This is a genomic window from Streptomyces sp. NPDC050564 (assembly GCF_044457265.1).
Classification (GTDB): domain Bacteria; phylum Actinomycetota; class Actinomycetes; order Streptomycetales; family Streptomycetaceae; genus Streptomyces.
Genome location: NZ_JBITGS010000026.1, coordinates 116,939 through 137,651, shown reverse-complemented (window position 1 = coordinate 137,651; position 20,713 = coordinate 116,939). Strand labels below are relative to the sequence as shown.

Sequence of the window (20,713 nt, the reverse complement as noted above, 5' to 3'; positions counted from 1 at the left end):
ACCGGACCATGCCGACCCCACCAGACCCTTCGGGAGGCTCCAACGGAGCATGAAGCAGCGCACCTTGTCCCAGGGGCACCCGGTTCGTCGACGGATCGGTCATCCTCGGTCGCCGCTCGGACACCGGGTTGATCTCCGCCGCGTGTGCGGCAGTAGGGTGACGCCCGTGGCACCACGACCGTTGCATGAAATCGTCGAATCCGGCTGGGCGAAAGCCCTGGAACCCGTGGCCGGACGGATCGCTCAGATGGGCGACTTCCTGCGCGCGGAGATCGCCGCGGGACGCACCTACCTCCCGGCGGGGGCCAATGTCCTGCGGGCCTTCCAACAGCCCTTCGACGAGGTACGCGTCCTCATCGTCGGGCAGGATCCGTATCCGACACCGGGGCACGCGGTGGGACTGTCGTTCTCGGTCGCGCCGGAGGTCCGTCCGCTGCCCGGCAGCCTGATCAACATCTACCGCGAGCTCAACACCGACCTCGGGCTGTCCCAGCCGTCCAACGGCGACCTGACCCCGTGGACCGAGCAGGGCGTGCTCCTGCTCAACAGGGCGCTCACCACGGCTCCGCGCAGCCCGGCCGCGCATCGCGGCAAGGGCTGGGAGGAGGTCACCGAGCAGGCGATCCGGGCGCTGGCGGCGCGAGGGCGTCCGCTGGTGTCGATCCTGTGGGGCCGCGACGCCCGCAATCTGCGTCCTCTCCTCGGCGACCTGCCCTCGGTGGAGTCCGCGCACCCCTCACCCATGTCGGCGGACCGCGGCTTCTTCGGCTCCCGCCCCTTCAGCCGCGCCAACGACCTGCTGGCCGGGCAGGGAGCGGAGCCGGTGGACTGGCGCCTGCCGTGACCCCCGGCGGTGCGCTGCCAGGTGTGCTGGCCGTGGACTCGGGAGGGTCGGGGCTGCGCGTGGTGCTCGCGGTGCGGGGGGAGCCCTTCGGTGCGCCCCTGGCCTCGAAGGAGCCGGTCCGTACCGGCCCGAGCGGTATCGACGCCGGGCATCTACTGGAGCAACTGCTGCCGATGGCCAGGCGGTTGATGGCGGAGGCAGGGGTCGACGGGCTCGGAGCCGTCGCCGTCGGCGCCGCGGGACTGGCCACGCTCGGCGACGAGCTGCGCGCCGAGCTGCCGTCGGCGCTGGAGCGTGAACTCGGCGTGCGTCGACTCGCTTTGGCCGCCGACGCGGTGACCGCGTACACAGGTGCACTCGGCCATCGGCCGGGCGCGGTGATCGCCGCGGGCACCGGCATGATCGCCATCGGAACCGATCTGGCGAGTTGGCGCAGGGCCGACGGATGGGGCCATCTGCTCGGCGACTGCGGCGGCGGGGCGTGGATCGGCCGCGCGGGGCTGGAGGCTGCCCTGCGGGCCTTCGACGGGCGCCTGGGCGGTTCGGCGGCGCTGCTGGAGCGCGCGGAGGAGATGTTCGGTCCGGTATCGGACCTGCCGGGCAAGCTGTACCCGCGCACCGACCGGCCTGCCGTCCTGGCCTCCTTCGCCCCCGAGGTGGCCGCCTGCGCCGGGACCGACCGGATGGCGGCTGACGTCCTGCGCGCGGCCGCCCGGCACATGGCCGAGTCGGCGGCCGCGGTGTGCCCGGCCGGCGGCCAGGTCCAAGTCGCCTTCACCGGCGGCCTGTTCAAGATGGGCGACGCCCTTCTCGTGCCCCTGGGTGAGGAGCTGGCGGAACAACTGCCGCACGCCCACCAGGTACCGGCCGCCGGCAACCCGGTGGACGGCGCCGTGCGTATCGCCGTCGACCTCGCGAACGGCGAGCTCGCACTCCCCCGTGACCAGCGGATGTTGTACGTAGTGACCGAAAGGACGGATTGATCCGCCCTGTCGGACAAGTGCAGTTGGCGCACACCACAGGACGGGCGGTCCTTCCATACTGATCACTTCTGATCCTTACGTAACTCATCAGACAAAAGCGGACGGAAACCGCTCACCTGCACCCTCCCCGAACAGGGGAGCCCAAGAAGCCAGTAACATGCGGCGCCATGAGCTCCCCCACTGGGCCCGCGTCCGGCCTGCCAGTACGAATGCCGCGACCCCGCCAGCCCGGGCGGCACCGCCGCCCGGAACCCCTGGCGGCTCCCGAGGGCGCGCCCGCGCTCGTCCTCGCGGTGCCGGGCACCCCCAGCGCGGCCACGCGCAGCCTCGCCGAGGAGGTCGTGAGCATCGCGCGCTCCGAGCTCCCCGGCCTCGACGCCCGGATCGGGTACCTCGACGGGGACGACGCCGAGTTCCGCACGCTGCAGTCCGTGCTGACGCACGCCGCCGAGGAGCGGGTCGCGCGCTTCGAGCAGGCCCGCGCCGCCGGTGCTGACGTGACGGAGCCCGACGGCCCCGTCGCCATCGTGGTGCCGCTGCTCGCCGGCCCGGACAACGCGCTGCTGCGCCGGGTCCGCCAGGCCGTCATGGACAGCCGTGTCGCGGCCGAGCTGACCGATGTGCTCGGCCCGCACCCGCTGCTCGCCGAGGCGCTGCACGTGCGCCTGTCCGAGGCGGGTCTGGCCCGCGCCGACCGCGCCCGGCTGTTCACCGTGGCGACCGCCGCGGACGGCATCATCCTCGCCTCCGTGGGTGGCGAGGAGGCCGTGCAGGCGGCCGGGATCACCGGCATGCTGCTCGCCGCGCGGCTCGCCGTGCCGGTGATGGCGGCGGCGCTCGACGAAGAGGGCGCGATCGCGGCCACCGCCGAGCAGCTGCGCGGCTCGGGCTCCCAGCAGCTCGCGCTCGCGCCGTACCTGATCGGTCCGGAGCTCGACGCCGGACTGCTCGACGCGGCCGCCGCGGAGGCGGGCTGCTCCGCCGCCGAGGCGCTCGGCCCCTATCCGGCGATCGGCAAGCTCGCGCTGGCCAAGTACACGACGGCGCTGGGCATCGCCCCGCAGCCGTCGCAGGGCACGCCGGTCCGCTAGCCGTCCGGCACGCCGGTTCCAGAACGCCGACAGGGCCCGCTCCTCTTCCAGGAGCGGGCCCTGTCGGCGTCGACGCCCCTGAGGTCAGCCGAAGACCACGCAGGACGCGGCGGGAGCCTCGACCGAGCCGCCCCGTCGCGGCATGCCCGTGTCCGGGTCGACCACGAACCAGGTCACGTCGCCGGAGCGCTCGTTCGCGACGTACAGGTAGCGGCCCGAGGGGTCGAGGGCCAGCGCGCGCGGCCAGGTGCCGCCGCAGGGCACCGTGGCGATCAGCCGCAGCCCCTCGCCGACCGCGTCGGGCGTGAGCACGGAGACGACGTCCTGGCCCCGTGTGGCGGTCCATACGAAGCGGCCGTCGGGCGACACGACGATCCCCGAGGGGTACGCGTCGCCTTTCGGGACGCCCGACAGCACCGGTGTCTCGCCGACCGGACGCAACCCGCCCTCGGCGGCGTCCCAGCGGCAGACGGTGACGGTGGGCGCGAGTTCGTTGAGTACGTACGCGTGCTCGCCGCGCGGGTGGAAGGCGAGGTGGCGGGGCCCGGAGCCGGGGCGCAGCGCGATTTCCCGGTGCAGCGTGAGCGTTCCGCCGTCCAGCGCGCAGACGCGTACGGAGTCCGTGCCCAGGTCGACGCTCACCGCCCAGCGGCCGCTCGGGTCGGGCTGCACCTGGTGCGCGTGCGGCCCGTGCTGGCGCGGGGTGTGCGGGCCCGAGCCGGTGTGCTGGAGCACGCTGGACACGCCGTCCGCGAGCGCGCCGCCGGGGCGGACGGGCACGGCGGTGACGCTGCCGGAGCCGTAGTTGGCGGTCAGGACGTGTTCGGCGAAGACGCTGAGGTGCGTCGGGCCGCTGCCACCGACCGGCACGGGCGGCCCGGCCAGCTCCGGCTTGTCGCCGTGCACGCGGTAGGCCGCCACCGCGCCGTCGGCCGTCTCGCTGACCGCATAGAGCATGTCCCGCTCCGGCGAGAGGGCGAGGTACGAGGGGTCGGGAACGCCGTCCACCGTGTTCAGGACGGTCAGCGCGCCGCTGCCCGGGTCCACGGCCGCGGTGACGACGCCGAGGCCTCCCGCCGCCGTGAACGAGCCGATGAACGCCCGTTGTTGCCGCCTACCGCCGTCTGCCACTGCTGTCCCCTCTCGATCCCGCGCCGTTCGGGGCGACGGTAGCAGTCGAAGATCGGCGGTCTAGACCAAGGTGGTGATCCGGGTCGGCGTCCTGGAGCGGCGTACCAGGTCCTGTCGTCGAACTCCCGTCGTCCGCCCGGAGGGCGGGCTCCGCGGCGTCCGGTGCGTGCTCTCGGCGTGCCGGGTGCAGGCCCTCGTACTGGATGTACTCGGGTCCGTGCCCGGTGCGGCGAGTGGGGGCACCTCCCACGCCCTTGAGGCAGTGGGGAGCGTGCCAGGCGTCGCGGAGCAGGCGGGAGTTCGACAACAGGGCCTAGAACGAGGACGTGCCCCGCGCCCGTTCGAGTGCCTCCGGATGGTGAACATACGCGGGGCGCCGCTCCACGGCCTCGTACGTGCGGTGGAAGACGGGCGTGGCGCTGCCGGAGATGGGCGGCACGATCCACGACCAGTCCGCGCCGACCCCGCGTCCCTTGCGCTCCTCGCGGCCGAGGTGGACGAGGAAGCGCCGGGACTCGGTGTGGTGGTCGGTGACCGTGACGCCGGCGCGGTCGAAGGAGTGCAGGACGGAGCGGTTGAGTTCGACGAGCGCGCGGTCCTTCCACAGGGAGCGGTCGGAGCGGGTGTCGAGGCCGAGGCGGTCGGCGATGTACGGCAGGAGGTCGTAGCGATCGGTGTCGGCAAGGTTGCGGGCGCCGATCTCCGTGCCCATGTACCAGCCGTTGAACGGGGCCGCCGGATAGCAGATGCCACCGATCTCCAGGCACATGTTGGCGAGCGCGGGGACCGCGTGCCAGCGCAGTCCGAGCGCGCGCCACCAGCTGTACTCGGGGTGCGCGAGTTCCACTTCGAGCACCACGTCGGCCGGCAGCGAGAACCAGCGGGGCTTGTCGTGGGTGCCCTGGATCACCAGCGGAAGTACGTCGAAGGGGGTGCCCGGGCCGCCGGGCCAGCCGAGCCGCCGGGCGAGCGCGGTGAGGCCCGCGTTGCGCGGGTCGCCGGTCACGCCGCCGTCCGGGCGTGCGTAGCCCGCGTACCGGACGAGCTGTTCGTTCCAGATCCTGGGGCCGGGGCGGCCCGGCGCATCGGGCGCGAAGATCGTGATGAGCGCCCGGATCCGGCCGTCCCGGGTGGCCTCCCGCAGATGGTCCGCCGACGCCTGCGCGACGTCCTCCGCGTCCCGCACGTCCCTGCGGTCCCGCACACACAGGGAGTGCCAATACAGCCGTCCTATGCACCGGTTGGCGTTGCGCCACGCGACGCGGGCTCCGAAGGCGAGTTCCTCGGTGGTGTGCCGATATGTCCCCGTGTCCGCGATCTCCGCACGCACGGCGGAGATCCGGCGGGCCGGGTCGCCGAGGCGCTCCTCGGTGTGGTGGAGGGCGAGGAACTCGGTGGCGGCGTGGAGGAGTTCGTAGGGTGCGGGCACGGAGCCGGCGGGGAACGTGCCGTGAGCCGTGGGGGAACCGCCTCCGATCAGCCGTCCCGTGAGGCCCGGGGTCCGGGTCACGGTGTCGGCGCCGGCCTGCGCGTACGGTGCGCTCGGGGCCGTACCGTCCCGCCTGTGGCCTGCCGGGACCCGGTCCAGCCAGCCGCCCGGACCGTCGCCCCCGAAGACCGAGCACCCCGCATCTCCGTCGCCGGCCCAGCGCTCTGCGTGTCCGGTTCTGCGAGGGAAGTCCCGCATGGTGCCACCCCTAAGCGGATCGGCCCGCGGGCCGATCCCGCACGGTCCGCGGGCTCCGTGCGTCTGATAGCCGCGGGGTTACCCGGCAGGTGCGGTGATCCACCCTGTAGGTGGCCGGTAAAAGTGCCTCATTCCGGCGCCTGGTGTCCAGGCGTCGCCGTCGGACGCGCGCGGGGAAGCGTCAGACGCTCATGAGCCGCGAGCGGCGCAGGGGCGCGGCCAGCGCGACGAGCGCGCTCTCCAGCCCGTGGAGGTGGGCGAGGGCCTGCTCGGCGCCGGGGTGGTGTCCCGGAGCGGCCGGATGAGCCGTCGGGGCGCGTTCCGGCACGGCGCCGACCAGGGTCTCCATCGCGGTCTCGACGCGTCGGCACGCTGCCGCGAGGCGGGCGTCGTGCGAGGCGTCAGGGTCGGCGGCGACGGCCGCGAGCCCGCGTACCTCACGGGCGCAGTCGTCGAGGAGGGCGAGGATCTGGCGGGCCCGGGCCTTGCGCGCCCGCATCGGGTTGAGCGGATGCACCAGGGGCGCGAGAGCCATGCGTACGCGCCCCAGAAGTGCTTCGAGCTCCACCGCGCGCGGCGCGGGGTCGGCCTGAGCGTCGCCCGCGAGCCGTCTCGCCGCCGCCGCGGTGCAGCCGTGCACCGCGTGCAACGCGCGCTCGACCCACCGGTCGGTCACCGCATGCGTCGTGATGGGCAGGATCAGCAGGACGGCGAGGGCCGCGCCGAGCGCGCCGACGCCTGTCTCGGCGAACCGGAGGCCGAGCAGCCCGGGGTGCAGCACGCCCAGCAGCCCGTACAGCAGGCCCGCCATGACGGTGACGAAGAACATCATCCAGCTGTACGAGGGTGCGGCCGTGTAGAAGATCCCGAAGACGCAGACCGCGACGAGCACGGCGGTCGGTGCCGGAGCACCGTGCAGCGGTACGGCGATCAGCAGGCCGGCCACGATGCCGGTGACGGTGCCGAGAACGCGCCGGAAGCCCCGGATGAGCGTCTCTCCACGCGAGGCGGTGTTCACGAAGATCCACCAGGCGGTGCCGACGGCCCAGTACCAGCGGTCGTGCGAGAGCACCTGGCCCGCGAACAGCGCGAAGGCGCAGGCGGCCGTCGCCTGGAAGGCCTGGCGCGTCGCGGGGCGCGCGAGCCCGCGTCCGTCGAGCGGGGCCGGGGCGGCGGGCAGCGGAGTGCGCCGCTCGATGCACCACACGCCGAAGCGCACCGCCGAGGACGCCGCCAGCGACAGCGCGAGAGCCGCGTACAGCTGCGGGAGCTGGCCGGGAACGGCGTGCAGGAACTGCGTGGTGAAGAACATCATGAACGCGAAGATGCCGAGCGCATGCCCGCGCGGGCCCCAGCGGCGGGCGTACACCCCGCAGAAGATCACCGCGAGCCAGGTCCCGTCACGCAACGGCGGCATCCCGTGCAGGGCGGTCGCGAGCGCGAGGACCGGAAGGCCCACCACGGGTAGCAGTGCGGTGGTGAGGGCCTGGCCGCGCACAGTCGGGTCGCCGACCGTGAACAGCGCCAGAAGCGCCGCGAGTCCGCCCGTGATGGACGCCGGCAGCGAGAGCCCGGCCAGCTCGCACAGGGTCACCGCGAGGCCGATGCCGACGACCGCCCGCAGCGAGACCCGCAGCCGGAACAGTCCCGGATCCGGAGCCATGAACATCTTCTTCACCGTCGGCGGCCCGCCCCCACTTCGCTCTTGACCTCGTGGTCCGCAGACCTCGACACATGCGAATGGCGCCGCGGGTCCGGTGCGGCGTCCTTGCCGTCCGGCGCTGCGCAGCGCCATCAATACAGACAAGGTAAGCGGCAGACGGGAAGTGGCTCAACAGGCTCTGTCCGGGCTGAGCCATTGGTACAGTCGATGGTGATCACTTCAGGCCGCAAGGAGGCCAACGGACCATGGCCGTGGACGAGCTCGACACCCGCATCCTGCGGCTGCTGCTGGAGCAGCCGCGCACCAGCGTGCGCGAGTACGCCCGCATGCTCGGCGTCGCCCGCGGCACCCTCCAGGCCCGCCTCGACCGGCTGGAGCGCGACGGCGTGATCACCGGGACCGGCCCGTCCCTGTCCCCCGCGGCCCTCGGCCACCCGGTCCTCGCCTTTGTGCACATCGAGGTCACGCAGGGCCATCTCGACGACGTGGGCGACGCGCTCGCCGCCGTCCCGGAGATCATCGAGGCGTTCTCCATCACCGGCGGCGGCGATCTGATCACCCGGGTCGTGGCACGCGACAACGCGCACCTGGAGGATGTCATTCAGTCGCTGATCAGCCTTCCGGGCGTCGTCCGCACGCGCACCGAGGTGGCCCTGCGCGAGCGCGTTCCGCACCGGGTGCTGCCGCTGGTGGAGTCGATCGGGCGGGCCTCCAAGAGCTGACCGGAGCCGCAGGGCCGGCCGTCGCTCCTTGGCATCATTGACCCCATGAGCACTCTCTGCGGCACCTCGGTCATCTTCGATCTCGACGGAACGCTCGTGGACAGCGAGCCGAACTACTTCGAAGCGGGGCGGCAGACACTCGCCGGGCTGGGCATCACCGATTTCACCTGGGCCGAACACGAGCAGTACGTCGGCATCAGCACCCAAGAGACACTCGTGCTCTGGAGGGAGCGCTACGGCCTGACGACCCCGCTCGAGACCCTGCTCGCCGAGAACAACCGGCGTTATCTGGAGTTGGCCCGCGCCTCCACGCACGCGTACCCGGAGATGCGGAAGTTCGTGGAGCTGCTGGCCTCCGAGGGTGTCCCGATGGCCGTGGCCTCGGGTTCCTCGCCGGCGGCCATCGAGGCGATCCTTGCGGGCACGGGTCTCGCCTCCCTTCTGGCGACGGTCGTCTCGGCCGATGAGGTCGCGCACGGCAAGCCCGCCCCCGATGTCTTCCTCGAAGCGGCGCGTCGCCTGGGTGCCGCCCCGGCGGACTGCGTGGTCGTGGAGGACGCCGCGCCGGGTGCCGCTGCCGCGCACGCGGCCGGGATGCGCTGCATCGCGATCCCGTACGTCGCCGCGCAGGCCGACGACCCCGCCTTCGCGACAGCCGGGTTGCTGCTGCGCGGCGGCCAGGCCGAGTTCACTGCGCAGTCGGCCCACGACTGGCTCGCGAGCACGACTCCGGCATCCTGAACTTCCACAACTTCCGGGAAGGTGGACTCATGGGTGCTGCCGCCGTACTCGTCGCCAATCGCGGGGAGATCGCCGTACGCGTGCTGCGCGCCGCCTCCGAGCTGGGGCTGCGCACGGTCGCGGTGTACGCGGACGGTGACGACCCCCATCTCCGGCGGGCCGACGAGGCCGTGCCGGTGAAGGACTACCTCGACGCCGACGCGATCGTGACCGCCGCACGGAACACCGGCTGTGCGTTCCTGCACCCCGGGTACGGGTTCCTGAGCGAGGACGCCGCCTTCGCACGGCGCTGCGCCGCGGCCGGGATCACCTTCGTGGGCCCCTCCCCCGAGGTCCTCGACCTGTTCGGCGACAAGGCACGCGCGCGTGCGCTCGCCGTGCGGCTCCAAGTGCCCGTCCTGCCGGGCACCGACGGTGCCGCCACGCTCGAGGAGGCACGGGAGTTCCTGGCCGGAGGCCCGCTGATGATCAAGGCGGTCGGCGGGGGCGGCGGACGCGGCATGCGGGTGGTGCGATCCGACCGGGAGCTGGCCGAGGCATGGGAACGGTGCCGCTCGGAGGCCCAACAGAGCTTCGGACGCCGAGAGTTGTACGTCGAACGGCTGCTGGAGGGCGCCCGGCACATCGAGGTGCAGATCGTCGGCGACGCGACCGGAGCCGTCACGCACCTCTGGGAGCGGGACTGCAGCGCCCAGCGCCGTCACCAGAAGCTGATCGAGATAGCTCCCGCTCCCGAACTGGCCGATTCCACAAGGCAGATGCTCCTGTCCGCCGCCCTGCGGATGGCCCGCGCCACACGCTGCACGGGGCTCGTCACCTTCGAGTTCCTCGTCCGGGGACAGGGCGAGGAGTTCCATTTCATCGAGGCCAATCCGCGGCTCCAGGTCGAGCACACGGTCACCGAAGAGGTGACGGGCGTCGACCTGGTCGCCGCCCAACTGCGGCTGGCCGCGGGCGGGACGCTGGAGGAGCTGGGGCTCGCGGGACCCCCGCCGGCGCCCCGCGGGTTCGCCGTCCAGACCCGGGTCAACGCCGAGGTCACGTCCGCCGACGGGACGGTGCGGCCGTCGGCCGGACGGCTCACGCGGTTCGACGTGCCGACGGGGCCGGGCGTGCGCGTCGACACGGCGATGCGTGCCGGGTCCCAAGTGGACGTCCGCTACGACTCGTTGCTCGCCAAGGTGATCGCCCATGTGCCGCACGACGTGGCCGCCGCCTGCGAACGCGCCCGAAGAGCGCTCGACGAGTTCGGGATCGCGGGCGTACGGACCGGAATCCCTCTGCTGCGGACGGTCCTCGACCGACCGGGGTTCTGGCAGCACACCGGCTTCGTCGAGGAGCACTTGGCGCAGTTGCCGCCCGAGAACGACCAGCCGGTGTCGATCGAGGGGACGGTGTCCGCGCCGATGAGCGGCACGGTCGTCTCGATCGCGGTCGCGCCGGGCGAACCGGTGGGCGCCGGGGAGCAGTTGCTGGTCCTGGAGGCCATGAAGATGGAGCACGTCATCCGTGCTCCGGTCGCCGGTGTCGTACGCGCCCTGTACGCAGGTGTCGGCGAAACGGTGGGCGAAGGCCGGCCTCTCCTGGCATGGGAGGAGAGGAGCGACGTGAGCGTCGGGGCGCGCCCCGACGAGACGCCGGACCTGGACGCCGTGCGCCCCGATCTGGCCGAGGCCGTGCGCCGTCATGCCGTCGGCCTGGACGAGAACCGCCCCGAGGCCGTCGCGAAGCGCCACGCCATCGGCCGTCGCACCGCCCGCGAGAACATCCAGGACCTGTGCGACGAGGGAACCTTCACCGAGTTCGGCGCGCTGGCGATCGCCGCTCAGCGACAGCGGCGCCCGCTGGACGACCTGATCCGATCGACGCCGGCCGACGGCATGGTCACCGGCACCGGGCACGTGGGCGGCGCGCCGTGCGTGGCGATGTCGTACGACTACACAGTGCTCGCGGGCACGCAGGGTCTGCAGAACCACCGCAAGACCGACCGGATGCTGGCGCTGGCGGAGGAGCGGCGGCTGCCGGTCGTGCTGTTCGCGGAGGGCGGCGGCGGTCGTCCCGGTGACACGGACACCACCTCGATCGCCGGGTTGGACGTGACCACCTTCCAGCGGATGGGCCGGCTCAGCGGCCTCGTACCTCTGGTCGGGATCGCCTCCGGCCGCTGCTTCGCGGGCAACGCGGCGTTGCTCGGCTGCTGCGACGTCGTCATCGCGACGCCGGACGCCTCGATCGGCATGGGCGGCCCCGCCATGATCGAGGGCGGCGGCCTGGGCGTGTACCGCCCCGAGGAGGTCGGTCCGCTCTCGGTCCAAGTCCCCAACGGTGTCGTGGACTTGGCGGTGCCCGACGAGGCGGAGGCGGTCCGGGTCGCTCGTCGGTACCTGTCGTACTTCCAAGGCACACAGGCCAGTTGGGAGGCACCGGACCAGCGTCTGCTCCGGCATGTCGTCCCCGAGAACCGGCGCCGTGCGTACGACATGCGCACGGCCGTCGAGACGCTGGCGGACACGGGATCGCTGCTGGAGCTCCGACAGGCTTTCGGAACCGGGGTGTTGACCTACCTCGTCCGTATCGAGGGGCGCCCACTGGGGCTCATCGCGAGCAACCCGGGCCACCTGGGCGGCGCCGTCGACCGCGACGCCGCCGACAAGACCGCCCGCTTCCTGCAGCTCTGCGACGCCTTCGGGCTCCCGGTCGTCTCGCTCTGCGACACCCCGGGTTTCATGGTGGGCCCGGACACCGAACGCACCGCCACGGTGCGGCACTTCGCCCGCCTCTTCGTAACCGGCGCGAACCTCCGCGTACCGCTCGTCGGCCTGGTCCTGCGGAAGGCATACGGCCTCGGCGCCATGGCCATGCTGGGCGGTTCCACCCGCGCCCCCTTGGCCACCGCCGCCTGGCCGAGCGGCGAGTTCGGCGGCATGGGCCTGGAGGGCGCGGTCCGCCTCGGCTACCGCAAGGAGCTGGCGGCGATCACCGACCCCGAGGAGCGCGAGCGGGCCTTCGAGGCGCGGGTGGCCGAGCTGTACGAGCACGGGAAGGCGGTCAACGCGGCGGCGGCGCTGGAGATCGACGCGGTGATCGATCCGGCGGAGTCGCGCGCGTGGATTCTGGCGGCGCTGGAAGGCGGCCCAGACCTCCCCGAGGAGCGCGGGCGCTCCTTCATCGACACGTGGTGAGGCGCCTGCGAACAGGCCCCGCCCGTGCACGCCGGCGGCTCAGCCGCCTCTCGCTCACGCCACTCGGAGCACGATCTTCCCGAGCCGGTGTCCCTCCTCCAGCGCCCTGTACGCCTGGGCGGTCTCGGCCAGCGGCATCACACGCTCGACCCGCGGTTCCAGCTTGCCGTCGTCGACCAGTCGGGTCAGCTCGTCGAGACCGGCCCGGTCGGGCTCGACGATGAAGAACACCCCGCCCTCCCGCGAGGGGTCCGGCGGAGAGACGATGCTCACCAGCGCACCACCCGGGCGCAGCACCTGCCAGGAGCGCTCCTGTGTGTCGCCGCCGACGGTGTCGAGGACCAGGTCCATGTCCTTGACGTGCTCCTCGAAGCGCTCGGTGCGGTAGTCGACGACGTGCCCCGCACCCAGCTCGCGTACGAAGTCCGCGGATCCGGCCGAGGCCGTCGCGGTGACGGAGGCACCCAGCGCGGCCGCCAGCTGCACGGCGACGGAACCGACACCGCCCGCGCCGCCGTGCACCAGCACACGGGAGCCGGGGCGCAGCCCGCCGTGCCCGACCAACGCCTGCCAGGCCGTCAGCCCGGCGAGCGGCAGGGCCGCCGTACGGTCGTGGTCGAGCCGCGACGGCTTGGCCGCCAGCACGGCCGCGGGGATGGCGACGTACTCGGCGGCGGCTCCGTCCCTGGTGAACGGGATCAGCCCGTACACCTCGTCGCCCACGTCCCAGTCGGTCACCCCTTGACCCACCCGGGCGACGATCCCGGAGACCTCCTTGGAGGGGATGATCGGCGTGCGCGAGCTGCCACTGCCGTCGAAGCTGTCGGTCCAGGTCGCGTCCCAGGTGAGCTCACCCAACGTGATCGAGGCCGATCGCACGGCGACCAGCACTTCCCCCTCGCCCGCCTCTGGACGCGGTGCGACCTCGTACGTCAGCTGCTCCGGCCCGCCGCGACGGTGACCGCGCACTGCATGCATCGTGCTCATGTCGACCTCCAGACCTCCGGCTCCGCAATCCCTACCTCCAGACTGCGGTGTGAGGCGTCGTTCCGCACGAGTCATCCGACTGCGGTCGCCGACACCGTCACCCGGTCGTGGTGGATCGGCGTCCGCGAGCCGGTGAGCGGAACGCCGCTCCCGCCCCGCCGGGCCGCGACGATCTCCGCCGCGATCGACAGGGCCGTCTCCTCAGGGGTACGGGCGCCGAGGTCGAGGCCGATGGGTGACCGCAGGCGGGCCAGCTCCCGCTCCGTGACGCCGACTTCGCGCAGGCGGCGGTTGCGGTCCTCGTGGGTGCGGCGGGAGCCCATCGCTCCGACGAACGCGACCGGCAGGCGCAGCGCTGTCTCCAGGAGGGGGACGTCGAACTTGGCGTCGTGGGTGAGTACGCACAGGACGGTGCGGTGGTCGGTGCCGGTGCGCCGGAGGTAGCGGTCCGGCCAGTCGACCACGATGTCGTCGGCCTCGGGGAAGCGGGCTCGGGTGGCGAAGACGGGCCGGGCGTCGCACACGGTCACTCGGTAGCCGAGGAACTTGCCCGCCCGTACCAGCGCCGCCGCGAAGTCCACGGCACCGAAGACGATCATCCGGGGCGGCGGCACGCTCGACTCGACGAACAGCGTCATACCGCCCGGGCAGCCCGATCCGTCCTCGGAGATCTCGACGGTGCCGGTGCGCCCCGCATCCAGCATCGCGCGGGCCTGCGCGGCGGCGGTCCGGTCCGTCTCCGAAGGATCGACGAGACCGCCGTCGTACGAGATGGTCAGGCTCCCTTCGTACGACGTGTACGAGCCGTCGGCGTGCACCAGCAGCGCCCTGCCCAGCAGTTCGGCAGGCCCGCGGGCCACCCGGGCGAGAGCCACCGTCTCGCCCCGGGCAGCGGCGGCCAGCCATGCCGCGAACACGGGCGCGTCCGGACGTTCAAAGGTGGCCGCCCGTACTGGTGTGACCAGCACCTCGATGACCCCACCGCAGGTCAGGCCCACCGCGAAGGCATCTTCGTCGCTGTAGCCGAACCGTTGGAGGACCGTCGCGCCGTCCTGGAGCGCCTGGACGCACAGGTCGTACACCGCCCCTTCGACACAGCCGCCGGAGACCGAGCCGATGGCTGTTCCGTGGCTGTCGACGGCGAGGGCGGCGCCGGGACCGCGCGGTGCGCTGCCGCCGACGGTCACGACGGTGGCGACGGCGAAGTCCCGGCCCTCCTCGACCCACCGGTTCAGCTCGCCGGAGATGTCAAGCACCCAGGGCTCCCTCGGCCGCCCGCAGGACGCGATCGGGCCGGATCGGCAGGTTCCGGTGGCGTACACCGGTCGCGTGCCAGACCGCGTTGGCGATGGCCGCGGCGGCGCCCACGATCCCGATCTCGCCGATGCCCTTGATCCCGACCGGGTCGTCCGGGTCCGGGTCGTCCACCCAGTCCGCCTCGATGTCCGGTACGTCGGCGTGCGCGGCGACGTGGTAGCCCGCGAGGTCGGCGCCGACGAGGCCGCCGGAGGCCTGGTCCCTGACCGCCTCCTCGTGCAGGGCCATGGACAGGCCCCACGTCATGGCACCGATGAACTGGCCGCGCGCGGTGAGCGGGTTGACGATCCGGCCCGCGGCGAAGATGCCGAGCATGCGCCGCACGCGCACCTCCCCGGTGGTGACGTCGACGGCGACCTCGGCGAACTGCGCCCCGAAGGTGTGCCGTTCCTTCTTCGCCAGCGCGCCGATGGCCGCGGAGGTGTCCGACCGGGCGGTGATTCCCTCGGGCGGTATGGCCCCGCCCGGGACCAGTCGCTCACGCAGTTCGCGCGCCGCGGCGATGATCGCCCAGGCCCACGAACGGGTGCCCATCGAGCCGCCCGCGATGATCGCCGGCCCGAAGTCGCTGTCCCCGATCCGCATCCGGACGCGCTCGGGTAGCACCTCCAGCGCGTCGGCGGCGACCTGGGTCAGCGCCGTCCGCGCACCGGTCCCGATGTCCATCGCGGTGACCCGTACGGTGAAGGTGCCGTCCGCCTCCGCGGTGACGGCGGCCGTGGAGGGAGCGGACAGCGTGGGGAACGCGGACGCGGCCACGCCGGTGCCGAGCAGCAGGCGGCCGTCCCGGCGGACGCCGGGACGCGGGTCGCGGTCCGCCCAGCCGAACCTGCGGGCGCCCTCCTCGAAGCAGGCGCGGAGATTGCGGCTGCTGAACGGCAGCCCGGACAGGGGGCCCACGGCCGGTTCGTTGCGCAGGCGCAGCTCGATCGGATCGATGCCGCACTTCTCGGCGAGTTCGTCGAACGCCGACTCCAGCGCGAACGAGCCCGGCGCCTCGCCCGGGGCGCGCATCCAGGTGGGGGTCGGTACGTCGAGCCGTACGGCACGGGTGGTGGTGTGGTGCGCGTCCGCGTCGTACACCGGACGCCCGAAATCTGCGCTGCGCTCGATGAATTCGAAGACGGTCGAGGTCAGGCACTCCGCCTGGTGGTCCAGCGCGCGCAGCCGCCCGTCGGCGTCGGCGCCGAGCCTGACGCGTTGCGCGGTGGGGCTGCGATAGCCGACGAGCGAGAACATCTGACGGCGGGTCATGACGACCCTGACCGGGCGGTGCAGGACGGTGGCCGCCATCACCGCGAGCACCGAGTGCGGGCGCGTCCCCTTGGATCCGAAGCCGCCGCCCACGTGTTCGGACCGCACCCGCACCGAGTCCGGGTCGAGCGAGAACAGCTTCGCGAGCTCGTCCGCCACGAACCTGCTGCCCTGGTTGGAGTCGAGGACTTCGAGCCGACCGCCGTCCCAGCGCGCCGTCGCCGCATGCGGCTCCATCGGGCTGTGGTGCTCTTCCGGCGTGGTGTACTCGGCGTCCACGACGACGGCGGACGCGGCGAGTTCGGCCTCCAGGTCGCCCTTCTGCGCCGCGGAGCCCTCCGGTGTGTACATCCCGGGGCGCCCGGCGAAGAACGCCACGTCGTGCGGCTCCTCGTCGTACGCGACCACGAGCGCCTCGGCCGCCTCCCTTGCCTGCTCGGGTGTTTCGGCGACGACCAGCGCCACCGGCCAGCCGACGTACGGGATCCGGTCGTGCTGGAAGAGGTGAAGGGCGGGGTCGGGCTGCCCGAGCGGGACGGTGTAGTCCCGCTCAAGCCTCGGGGCGTTCCCGTGGTGCAGGACGGTGAGCACGCCAGGCATGCCCAGCACGGGGGCGTCCTGCACCGAGCGGATGCGGCCGCGGGCCACGGTCGACAACACCAGCCAGCCGTGGGCGAGTTCGGGGTGGGGGAATTCTCCGGCGTAGCGGGCCGCGCCGGTCACCTTGGCGAGGCCCTCCACACGGGTGTGTGCGGTGCCGACGGCCCTCGTCGTCGCGGCGGTTCCGGTGGTCGTGGTCATCGGGCGGCCTCCTCGGCGAGTTCGGTCAGCACGGCCACGACGAGGTTGCGCATCAGCGGCACCTTGTATCCGTTGTGGGGCAGGGGTCGGGCGGCCGCCAGCTCGGCGTCCGCGGCGGCGGCGAAAGCCTCGGCGCTCGCCGGACCACCGGTCAGCACCCGCTCGGCTGCACCGGCCCGCCACGGCCGCGACGCCACCGCCCCGAAGGCGAGCCGCACTTCGCGTACGACGCCGTCCTGGACATCGAGAGCGGCGGCGATGGAGCCGATCGCGAAGGCGTACGAGGCGCGCTCGCGCACCTTCCGGTACCGGGCGTGTGCGGCGACCGGTGCCGGCGGCAGCGTGACACCGGTGATCAGTGCGCCGGCCGGCAGCGCGGTCTCGCGGTGCGGGGCGTCGCCCACGGGCAGATAGAAGTCGGCGAGCGACAACTCGCCGGGGCCGTCCGCCGTTTCGTACGAGACGAGGGCGTCGAAGGCTGTGAGGGCGACCGCCATGTCCGAGGGGTGGGTGGCCACACAGTGCTCGGAGGCACCGAGGACCGCGTGATTGTGGTGCTCGCCCTCGATGGCGGGGCAACCGCTCCCAGGGGCACGCTTGTTGCACGGTTTCGCCAGGTCGGTGAAGTAGCCGCAGCGGGTGCGCTGGAGCAGATTCCCCCCCACCGTGGCCATGTTGCGCAGCTGCCCCGAGGCTCCGGCCAGGACGGCCTGCGCCAACGCCGGGAAGTGGCGGCGTACTTCGGGATGGGCGGCAAGATCGCTGTTGGTGACGGTCGCTCCGATGCGCAGCGCGCCGTCCGGGGTGAACTCGATCCGGTCGAGCGGCAGTTCGCGTACGTCGACGAGCCGGGTCGGCCTCTCCACGCCGGCTTTCATCAGGTCGACGAGGTTGGTGCCGCCGCCGAGGAAGCGCGCGTCGGGGTCGTCGCCGAGCAGCGCTACCGCGCCGGACACATCGAGGACGCGTTCGTAGCCGAATTCCCTCATGCCGCCGCCTCCTCGGTGTCGTCCCCGGCTCCGGCGACCTGGGCCTCCGCCGCCCGCGCCACCGCCTGGACGATCGACACATACGCGCCGCAGCGGCACAGGTTGCCGCTCATCCGCTCGCGGATCTCCTCGGCGGTGAGCGCAGGAACTCCCGCTTCGGGCCGGACATCGGCGGTCACGGCGCTCGGCCAGCCCGCCGCATGCTCCTCGATCACTCCGAGGGCCGAACAGATCTGGCCAGGCGTGCAGTAACCGCACTGGTAACCGTCGAGATCGAGGAAGGCCTGCTGCACCGGATGCAGCCGCTCACCGTCCGCCACACCCTCGATGGTGGTGATCGCGCGCCCTTCGGCGGCGACCGCGAGTTGCAGACAGGACACCGTTCGGCGGCCGTCGAGCATCACCGTGCAGGCTCCGCATTGTCCCTGGTCACAGCCCTTCTTGGTGCCGGTCAGATCGAGCTGCTCGCGTAGTGCGTCGAGCAGGGTGGTGCGGTGGTCGACGGGCAGCGTGTACTTCTCGCCGTTGATGTTCAAAGTGATGGCGCTGGACGTCGATGGGGCCATGATCAGCCTTCTTTCGCGTATGCGTTGCGCGTCGAAGTCGAAGTCGAAGTCGATGGGGAGACAGTCGCGGCTCGAAAGCTCGCTTGGTGGGCGAGAATGCCGGTCGGCGATCGGTTCCGGCCATACGCACGGAGCGGGCCAGCCACTAGAGTGAGCTTTAAGCGGACAGCTGTCCGCTACCAATGAAACCTAACGGACAGCTGTCCGCTTAGCAAGGGCGGCCTGGCCGTGATTCCGGAAGGAGGACGGGTGGACTCCGAGAAGGACGCGCCGCTGCGCTCCGACGCGCAGCGGAATCGCGAGCGCATCCTCGAAGTGGCCCTGGTGGAGCTGACGAACTCGGCGGACGCCCCGCTCAGCGCCATCGCGAAGAAGGCGGGCGTCGGACAGGGCACGTTCTACCGCAACTTCCCCAACCGCGAGGCTCTCGTCCTGGAGGTCTACCGCCACGAGGTGCAGCAGGTCGCCGACACCGCGGCCCAGCTCCTCAAGACCCGCACACCGGACCGGGCGCTGCGAGAGTGGATGGACCGGCTCGCCCAGTACGGCATGGCCAAGGCAGGACTGGCCGACGCGTTGCGCTCGTCCACCGTGACGCGCGGCACCCTGACCAGACTGGGACACGGATCGGTGCGCTCGGCCGTCACGCTGCTCCTCGAGGCGAACGAGGAGGCCGGCACGATCCGCCCGGGGGTCACCCAGGACGACTTCATGCTCGCCATCGCGGGGCTCTGGCAGCTCGACCCGCACGCCGACTGGCAGCCGCGCGCCACACGGCTTCTGGATCTCGTGATGGACGGACTGCGGGCGGGCGCGCCCGCGTCGGGCGAAACGGAGGCCTACGGGCCGGGCGAGCGGGGCGCGCCCGCCTCGGGCCGGTCGCAGAAGAGTCCGGCCCGAGAAGGCTGAGCCGGCCCCCTTGCGAGGGGCCTCAGCGGCGTACCAGCCGGGCGTGCGCGACGGCGGGCGAGCCGACCAGCTCGGCTACCCGGTAGCCGTCGTTTCCGTCCCCCAGGTTGTCGAACAGGCGCTCACCGCTGCCGATGAGTTTCGGGACGATGGCCAGGTGCAGCTCGTCGATCAGCCCCGCGCGCAGATACTGCTGAACCGTGGCCGCCCCTCCGCCGATGCGCACGTCCTTGCCCGCCGCGGCGTCGAAGGCCCGATCCAGCACCCTCTCGATGGGCTCGTCGGTGAAGTGGAACGTGGTCCCGCCTTCCATCGGCAGCGACGGCCGCAGGTGGTGCGTGTGCACGAACACGTCGTTGTGGTACGGCGGGTTGTCGCCCCACCAGCCCCTCCACGACTCGTCCTGCCACGGCCCGCGCTGCGGCCCGAACATGTTGCGGCCCATGATCGTGGCGCCGATGTTCTCCTCGCTCCGCTCGACGTACTCGACGTCGATCCCGCTCTTGCCGTCGGCGCGGTCCCGCATCGCGGCGAACATCCACTCGTGCATGGCTTCGAAGCCCTCACCGAGCGGGTGCTCCAGACGCTGATGAGGGCCGGCGGCGAAGCCGTCCAGCGAGACGGTGAGGTTGTGTACGCGCAGCTGGGGCATGGCCGTGCTCCTTGGGTTCGTCGTTTCCCGCTCTCACCCGTGCGTCGAACAGGACGCAGCTGGATCGACAGCTTCTCCCGGAAATCTCGAAATCCCACGCGACCGGGCTGGCCCGCGGCTCCCACGCATGGGCGGATCGGCGGCTCCGGCGGATCGACGGCTCCGACGGATCAGGAGTAGAAGTTGCGCTGCCATCGGTGCTTGGCCAGCACGGTGAGCTGCTCGGCGGTGAGCGGCCGTCCGTCGCTCAGGGCCGTGTTGCGCACGACGTTGCGTACGCTGCGCATGCCCGGGATGACGGTGGAGACCGCCGGCGAACTCAGCACGAACCGCAGCGCGGTCTCGGCCATCTCGTCGGGGGCGATGCCGAGGTCGGCGACGATCGCGGCCACCCGCCGCTCGACCTGCGCCGCCCGGTCCCCGCGGAAGTAACGGTTGCGCCAGTCGCCCTCGGGGAACGTGGTGCCGGCGGTGATCCGACCGGTGAGGCCGCCCTCGTCCAGCGCGACCCGCACGATGACACCGACGCGGTGCTCCTCGCAGGCCGGCAGCAGCGCGTCGGCCGGAGCCTGATCGAAGACGTTGTAGATGACCTGCACACAGTCGACGGCGCCGCTGCGGACGAGGGCGAGGGCGTTGTCCGGCTGGTGATCGTTGATGGACACACCGAAGAGGCGGATCTTCCCCTCCTGCTTCAGCTGCGTGATCGTCTCCAGCCAGTCGCCCCGGCCGACCCAGTCGTCGCTCCAGACGTGGAACTGCAGTACGTCGAAGTGGTCGAGGCCACTGGCGCGCAGACTGCTCTCCAGGCTGTCGCGGATGTGCTCGCCCGGAAATGTCTCGGCGGGGTCCAGCCCGTCGGGCGCCGGCCACCTACGGTTCCTCGGCGGCACCTTGGTCGCGACGAGCACCTCGTCATCGGCCCGCTCACGCACGACCCGGCCGACGATCCGCTCGCTCTCGCCGTAGCCGCGCGCGGTGTCGATGAAGTTCACGCCGAGATCGATGGCGCGGTGCAGGGCACGTACGGATTCGTCCTCCGAGGCGCCGACCCAGGCGGACTCACCGATCCCCCATGCCCCATAACCGATCTCGGACACCGACACCCCACCGCGTCCCAGCTCTCGGTAGCGCACCCTCACCCTCCACTTCGTCACCGCCGTCGTCCCTGCCGATGAGCCGAGGCGTCCGCCG

The 20,713-nt window shown here is 72.3% G+C and carries 17 protein-coding genes; 7 read left to right on the top strand and 10 right to left on the bottom strand.

Annotated elements, in window-relative coordinates:
* The first annotated feature begins 166 nt into the window (after positions 1 to 166).
* From ACIBK0_RS34655 to ACIBK0_RS34645, 3 genes are all read left to right on the top strand, one after another.
* Positions 167 to 844, top strand: coding sequence for a uracil-DNA glycosylase (locus ACIBK0_RS34655; protein WP_399088590.1), 678 nt, complete (start codon positions 167 to 169; stop codon positions 842 to 844).
* A gap of 23 nt (positions 845 to 867) precedes the next feature.
* Positions 868 to 1,827 carry an N-acetylglucosamine kinase gene (locus ACIBK0_RS34650; RefSeq protein WP_399088652.1) on the top strand — a complete coding sequence of 320 codons (960 nt, stop codon included), beginning with the start codon at positions 868 to 870 and terminating at the stop codon, positions 1,825 to 1,827.
* Positions 1,828 to 1,994: 167 nt separating this feature from the next.
* Positions 1,995 to 2,918, top strand: coding sequence for a sirohydrochlorin chelatase (locus tag ACIBK0_RS34645; protein ID WP_399088588.1), 924 nt, complete (start codon positions 1,995 to 1,997; stop codon positions 2,916 to 2,918).
* 84 nt (positions 2,919 to 3,002) lie between these two features.
* Here the strand turns inward: ACIBK0_RS34645 and ACIBK0_RS34640 are convergent, their stop codons facing one another.
* The 3 genes from ACIBK0_RS34640 to ACIBK0_RS34630 all read right to left on the bottom strand — a co-directional run bounded on the left by ACIBK0_RS34640 (position 3,003) and on the right by ACIBK0_RS34630 (position 7,405).
* On the bottom strand, positions 3,003 to 4,049 hold the full coding sequence (locus tag ACIBK0_RS34640) for a lactonase family protein (protein ID WP_399088586.1): 1,047 nt from the start codon (positions 4,047 to 4,049) through the stop codon (positions 3,003 to 3,005).
* A 313-nt stretch (positions 4,050 to 4,362) separates the two neighbouring features.
* Positions 4,363 to 5,736 (bottom strand): nitric oxide synthase oxygenase, encoded by a 1,374-nt coding sequence (locus ACIBK0_RS34635; RefSeq protein ID WP_399088584.1) that lies wholly within the window; start codon positions 5,734 to 5,736, stop codon positions 4,363 to 4,365.
* 181 nt (positions 5,737 to 5,917) lie between these two features.
* Positions 5,918 to 7,405, bottom strand: coding sequence for an FUSC family protein (locus ACIBK0_RS34630; RefSeq protein WP_399088582.1), 1,488 nt, complete (start codon positions 7,403 to 7,405; stop codon positions 5,918 to 5,920).
* A 239-nt stretch (positions 7,406 to 7,644) separates the two neighbouring features.
* Between ACIBK0_RS34630 and ACIBK0_RS34625 the strand changes: the two genes are divergently transcribed.
* Genes ACIBK0_RS34625 through ACIBK0_RS34615 form a run of 3 tightly spaced genes read left to right on the top strand, consistent with a single transcriptional unit; the run spans position 7,645 to position 12,044 of the window.
* Positions 7,645 to 8,121, top strand: a complete 477-nt coding sequence (locus ACIBK0_RS34625; RefSeq protein WP_399088580.1) for an Lrp/AsnC family transcriptional regulator — start codon at positions 7,645 to 7,647, stop codon at positions 8,119 to 8,121.
* Between the two features lie 45 nt (positions 8,122 to 8,166).
* Positions 8,167 to 8,862 carry an HAD family hydrolase gene (locus tag ACIBK0_RS34620; RefSeq protein WP_399088578.1) on the top strand — a complete coding sequence of 232 codons (696 nt, stop codon included), beginning with the start codon at positions 8,167 to 8,169 and terminating at the stop codon, positions 8,860 to 8,862.
* A 29-nt stretch (positions 8,863 to 8,891) separates the two neighbouring features.
* Positions 8,892 to 12,044 (top strand): carboxyl transferase domain-containing protein, encoded by a 3,153-nt coding sequence (locus tag ACIBK0_RS34615; RefSeq protein WP_399088575.1) that lies wholly within the window; start codon positions 8,892 to 8,894, stop codon positions 12,042 to 12,044.
* Between the two features lie 54 nt (positions 12,045 to 12,098).
* Here ACIBK0_RS34615 and ACIBK0_RS34610 read toward each other — a convergent pair whose 3' ends face one another.
* From ACIBK0_RS34610 to ACIBK0_RS34590, 5 genes are all read right to left on the bottom strand, one after another.
* Positions 12,099 to 13,031, bottom strand: a complete 933-nt coding sequence (locus tag ACIBK0_RS34610; protein WP_399088573.1) for an NADP-dependent oxidoreductase — start codon at positions 13,029 to 13,031, stop codon at positions 12,099 to 12,101.
* Positions 13,032 to 13,102: 71 nt separating this feature from the next.
* Positions 13,103 to 14,287 (bottom strand): XdhC family protein, encoded by a 1,185-nt coding sequence (locus ACIBK0_RS34605; RefSeq protein ID WP_399088571.1) that lies wholly within the window; start codon positions 14,285 to 14,287, stop codon positions 13,103 to 13,105.
* A complete protein-coding gene (locus ACIBK0_RS34600) occupies positions 14,280 to 16,403 on the bottom strand; it encodes a xanthine dehydrogenase family protein molybdopterin-binding subunit (protein ID WP_399088569.1) in 2,124 nt (707 codons plus the stop codon). The genes ACIBK0_RS34605 and ACIBK0_RS34600 overlap by 8 nt, the downstream gene beginning before the upstream one ends.
* Positions 16,400 to 17,392: an FAD binding domain-containing protein gene (locus tag ACIBK0_RS34595; protein WP_399088567.1), complete on the bottom strand. Its 993-nt coding sequence runs from the start codon at positions 17,390 to 17,392 to the stop codon at positions 16,400 to 16,402. Before ACIBK0_RS34595 ends, ACIBK0_RS34600 begins: the two co-directional genes overlap by 4 nt.
* Positions 17,389 to 17,958 carry a (2Fe-2S)-binding protein gene (locus ACIBK0_RS34590; protein WP_399088565.1) on the bottom strand — a complete coding sequence of 190 codons (570 nt, stop codon included), beginning with the start codon at positions 17,956 to 17,958 and terminating at the stop codon, positions 17,389 to 17,391. Before ACIBK0_RS34590 ends, ACIBK0_RS34595 begins: the two co-directional genes overlap by 4 nt.
* Before the next feature lie 249 nt (positions 17,959 to 18,207).
* Between ACIBK0_RS34590 and ACIBK0_RS34585 the strand changes: the two genes are divergently transcribed.
* Positions 18,208 to 18,867 carry a TetR/AcrR family transcriptional regulator gene (locus ACIBK0_RS34585; protein ID WP_399088563.1) on the top strand — a complete coding sequence of 220 codons (660 nt, stop codon included), beginning with the start codon at positions 18,208 to 18,210 and terminating at the stop codon, positions 18,865 to 18,867.
* 22 nt (positions 18,868 to 18,889) lie between these two features.
* On the opposite strand, the gene ACIBK0_RS34580 is transcribed toward ACIBK0_RS34585, so the two are convergent.
* The gene (locus tag ACIBK0_RS34580) at positions 18,890 to 19,519 is read right to left on the bottom strand and encodes a dihydrofolate reductase family protein (protein WP_399088561.1); all 630 of its coding nucleotides are present in this window, start codon (positions 19,517 to 19,519) and stop codon (positions 18,890 to 18,892) included.
* 170 nt (positions 19,520 to 19,689) lie between these two features.
* The gene (locus tag ACIBK0_RS34575) at positions 19,690 to 20,655 is read right to left on the bottom strand and encodes an aldo/keto reductase (protein WP_399088650.1); all 966 of its coding nucleotides are present in this window, start codon (positions 20,653 to 20,655) and stop codon (positions 19,690 to 19,692) included.
* Between the last annotated feature and the right edge of the window lie 58 nt (positions 20,656 to 20,713).

Excerpts from the sequence above, each read along its gene's own strand:
- ACIBK0_RS34645 (WP_399088588.1), top strand. The coding sequence starts at position 1,995 with ATGAGCTCCCCCACTGGGCCCGCGTCCGGCCTGCCAGTACGAATGCCG.
- ACIBK0_RS34620 (WP_399088578.1), top strand. The coding sequence starts at position 8,167 with ATGAGCACTCTCTGCGGCACCTCGGTCATCTTCGATCTCGACGGAACG.
- ACIBK0_RS34590 (WP_399088565.1), bottom strand. The coding sequence starts at position 17,958 with ATGGCCCCATCGACGTCCAGCGCCATCACTTTGAACATCAACGGCGAG.
- ACIBK0_RS34580 (WP_399088561.1), bottom strand. The coding sequence starts at position 19,519 with ATGCCCCAGCTGCGCGTACACAACCTCACCGTCTCGCTGGACGGCTTC.
- ACIBK0_RS34615 (WP_399088575.1), top strand. The coding sequence starts at position 8,892 with ATGGGTGCTGCCGCCGTACTCGTCGCCAATCGCGGGGAGATCGCCGTA.
- ACIBK0_RS34635 (WP_399088584.1), bottom strand. The coding sequence starts at position 5,736 with ATGCGGGACTTCCCTCGCAGAACCGGACACGCAGAGCGCTGGGCCGGC.
- ACIBK0_RS34610 (WP_399088573.1), bottom strand. The coding sequence starts at position 13,031 with ATGAGCACGATGCATGCAGTGCGCGGTCACCGTCGCGGCGGGCCGGAG.
- ACIBK0_RS34595 (WP_399088567.1), bottom strand. The coding sequence starts at position 17,392 with ATGAGGGAATTCGGCTACGAACGCGTCCTCGATGTGTCCGGCGCGGTA.
- ACIBK0_RS34625 (WP_399088580.1), top strand. The coding sequence starts at position 7,645 with ATGGCCGTGGACGAGCTCGACACCCGCATCCTGCGGCTGCTGCTGGAG.
- ACIBK0_RS34600 (WP_399088569.1), bottom strand. The coding sequence starts at position 16,403 with ATGACCACGACCACCGGAACCGCCGCGACGACGAGGGCCGTCGGCACC.
- ACIBK0_RS34630 (WP_399088582.1), bottom strand. The coding sequence starts at position 7,405 with ATGTTCATGGCTCCGGATCCGGGACTGTTCCGGCTGCGGGTCTCGCTG.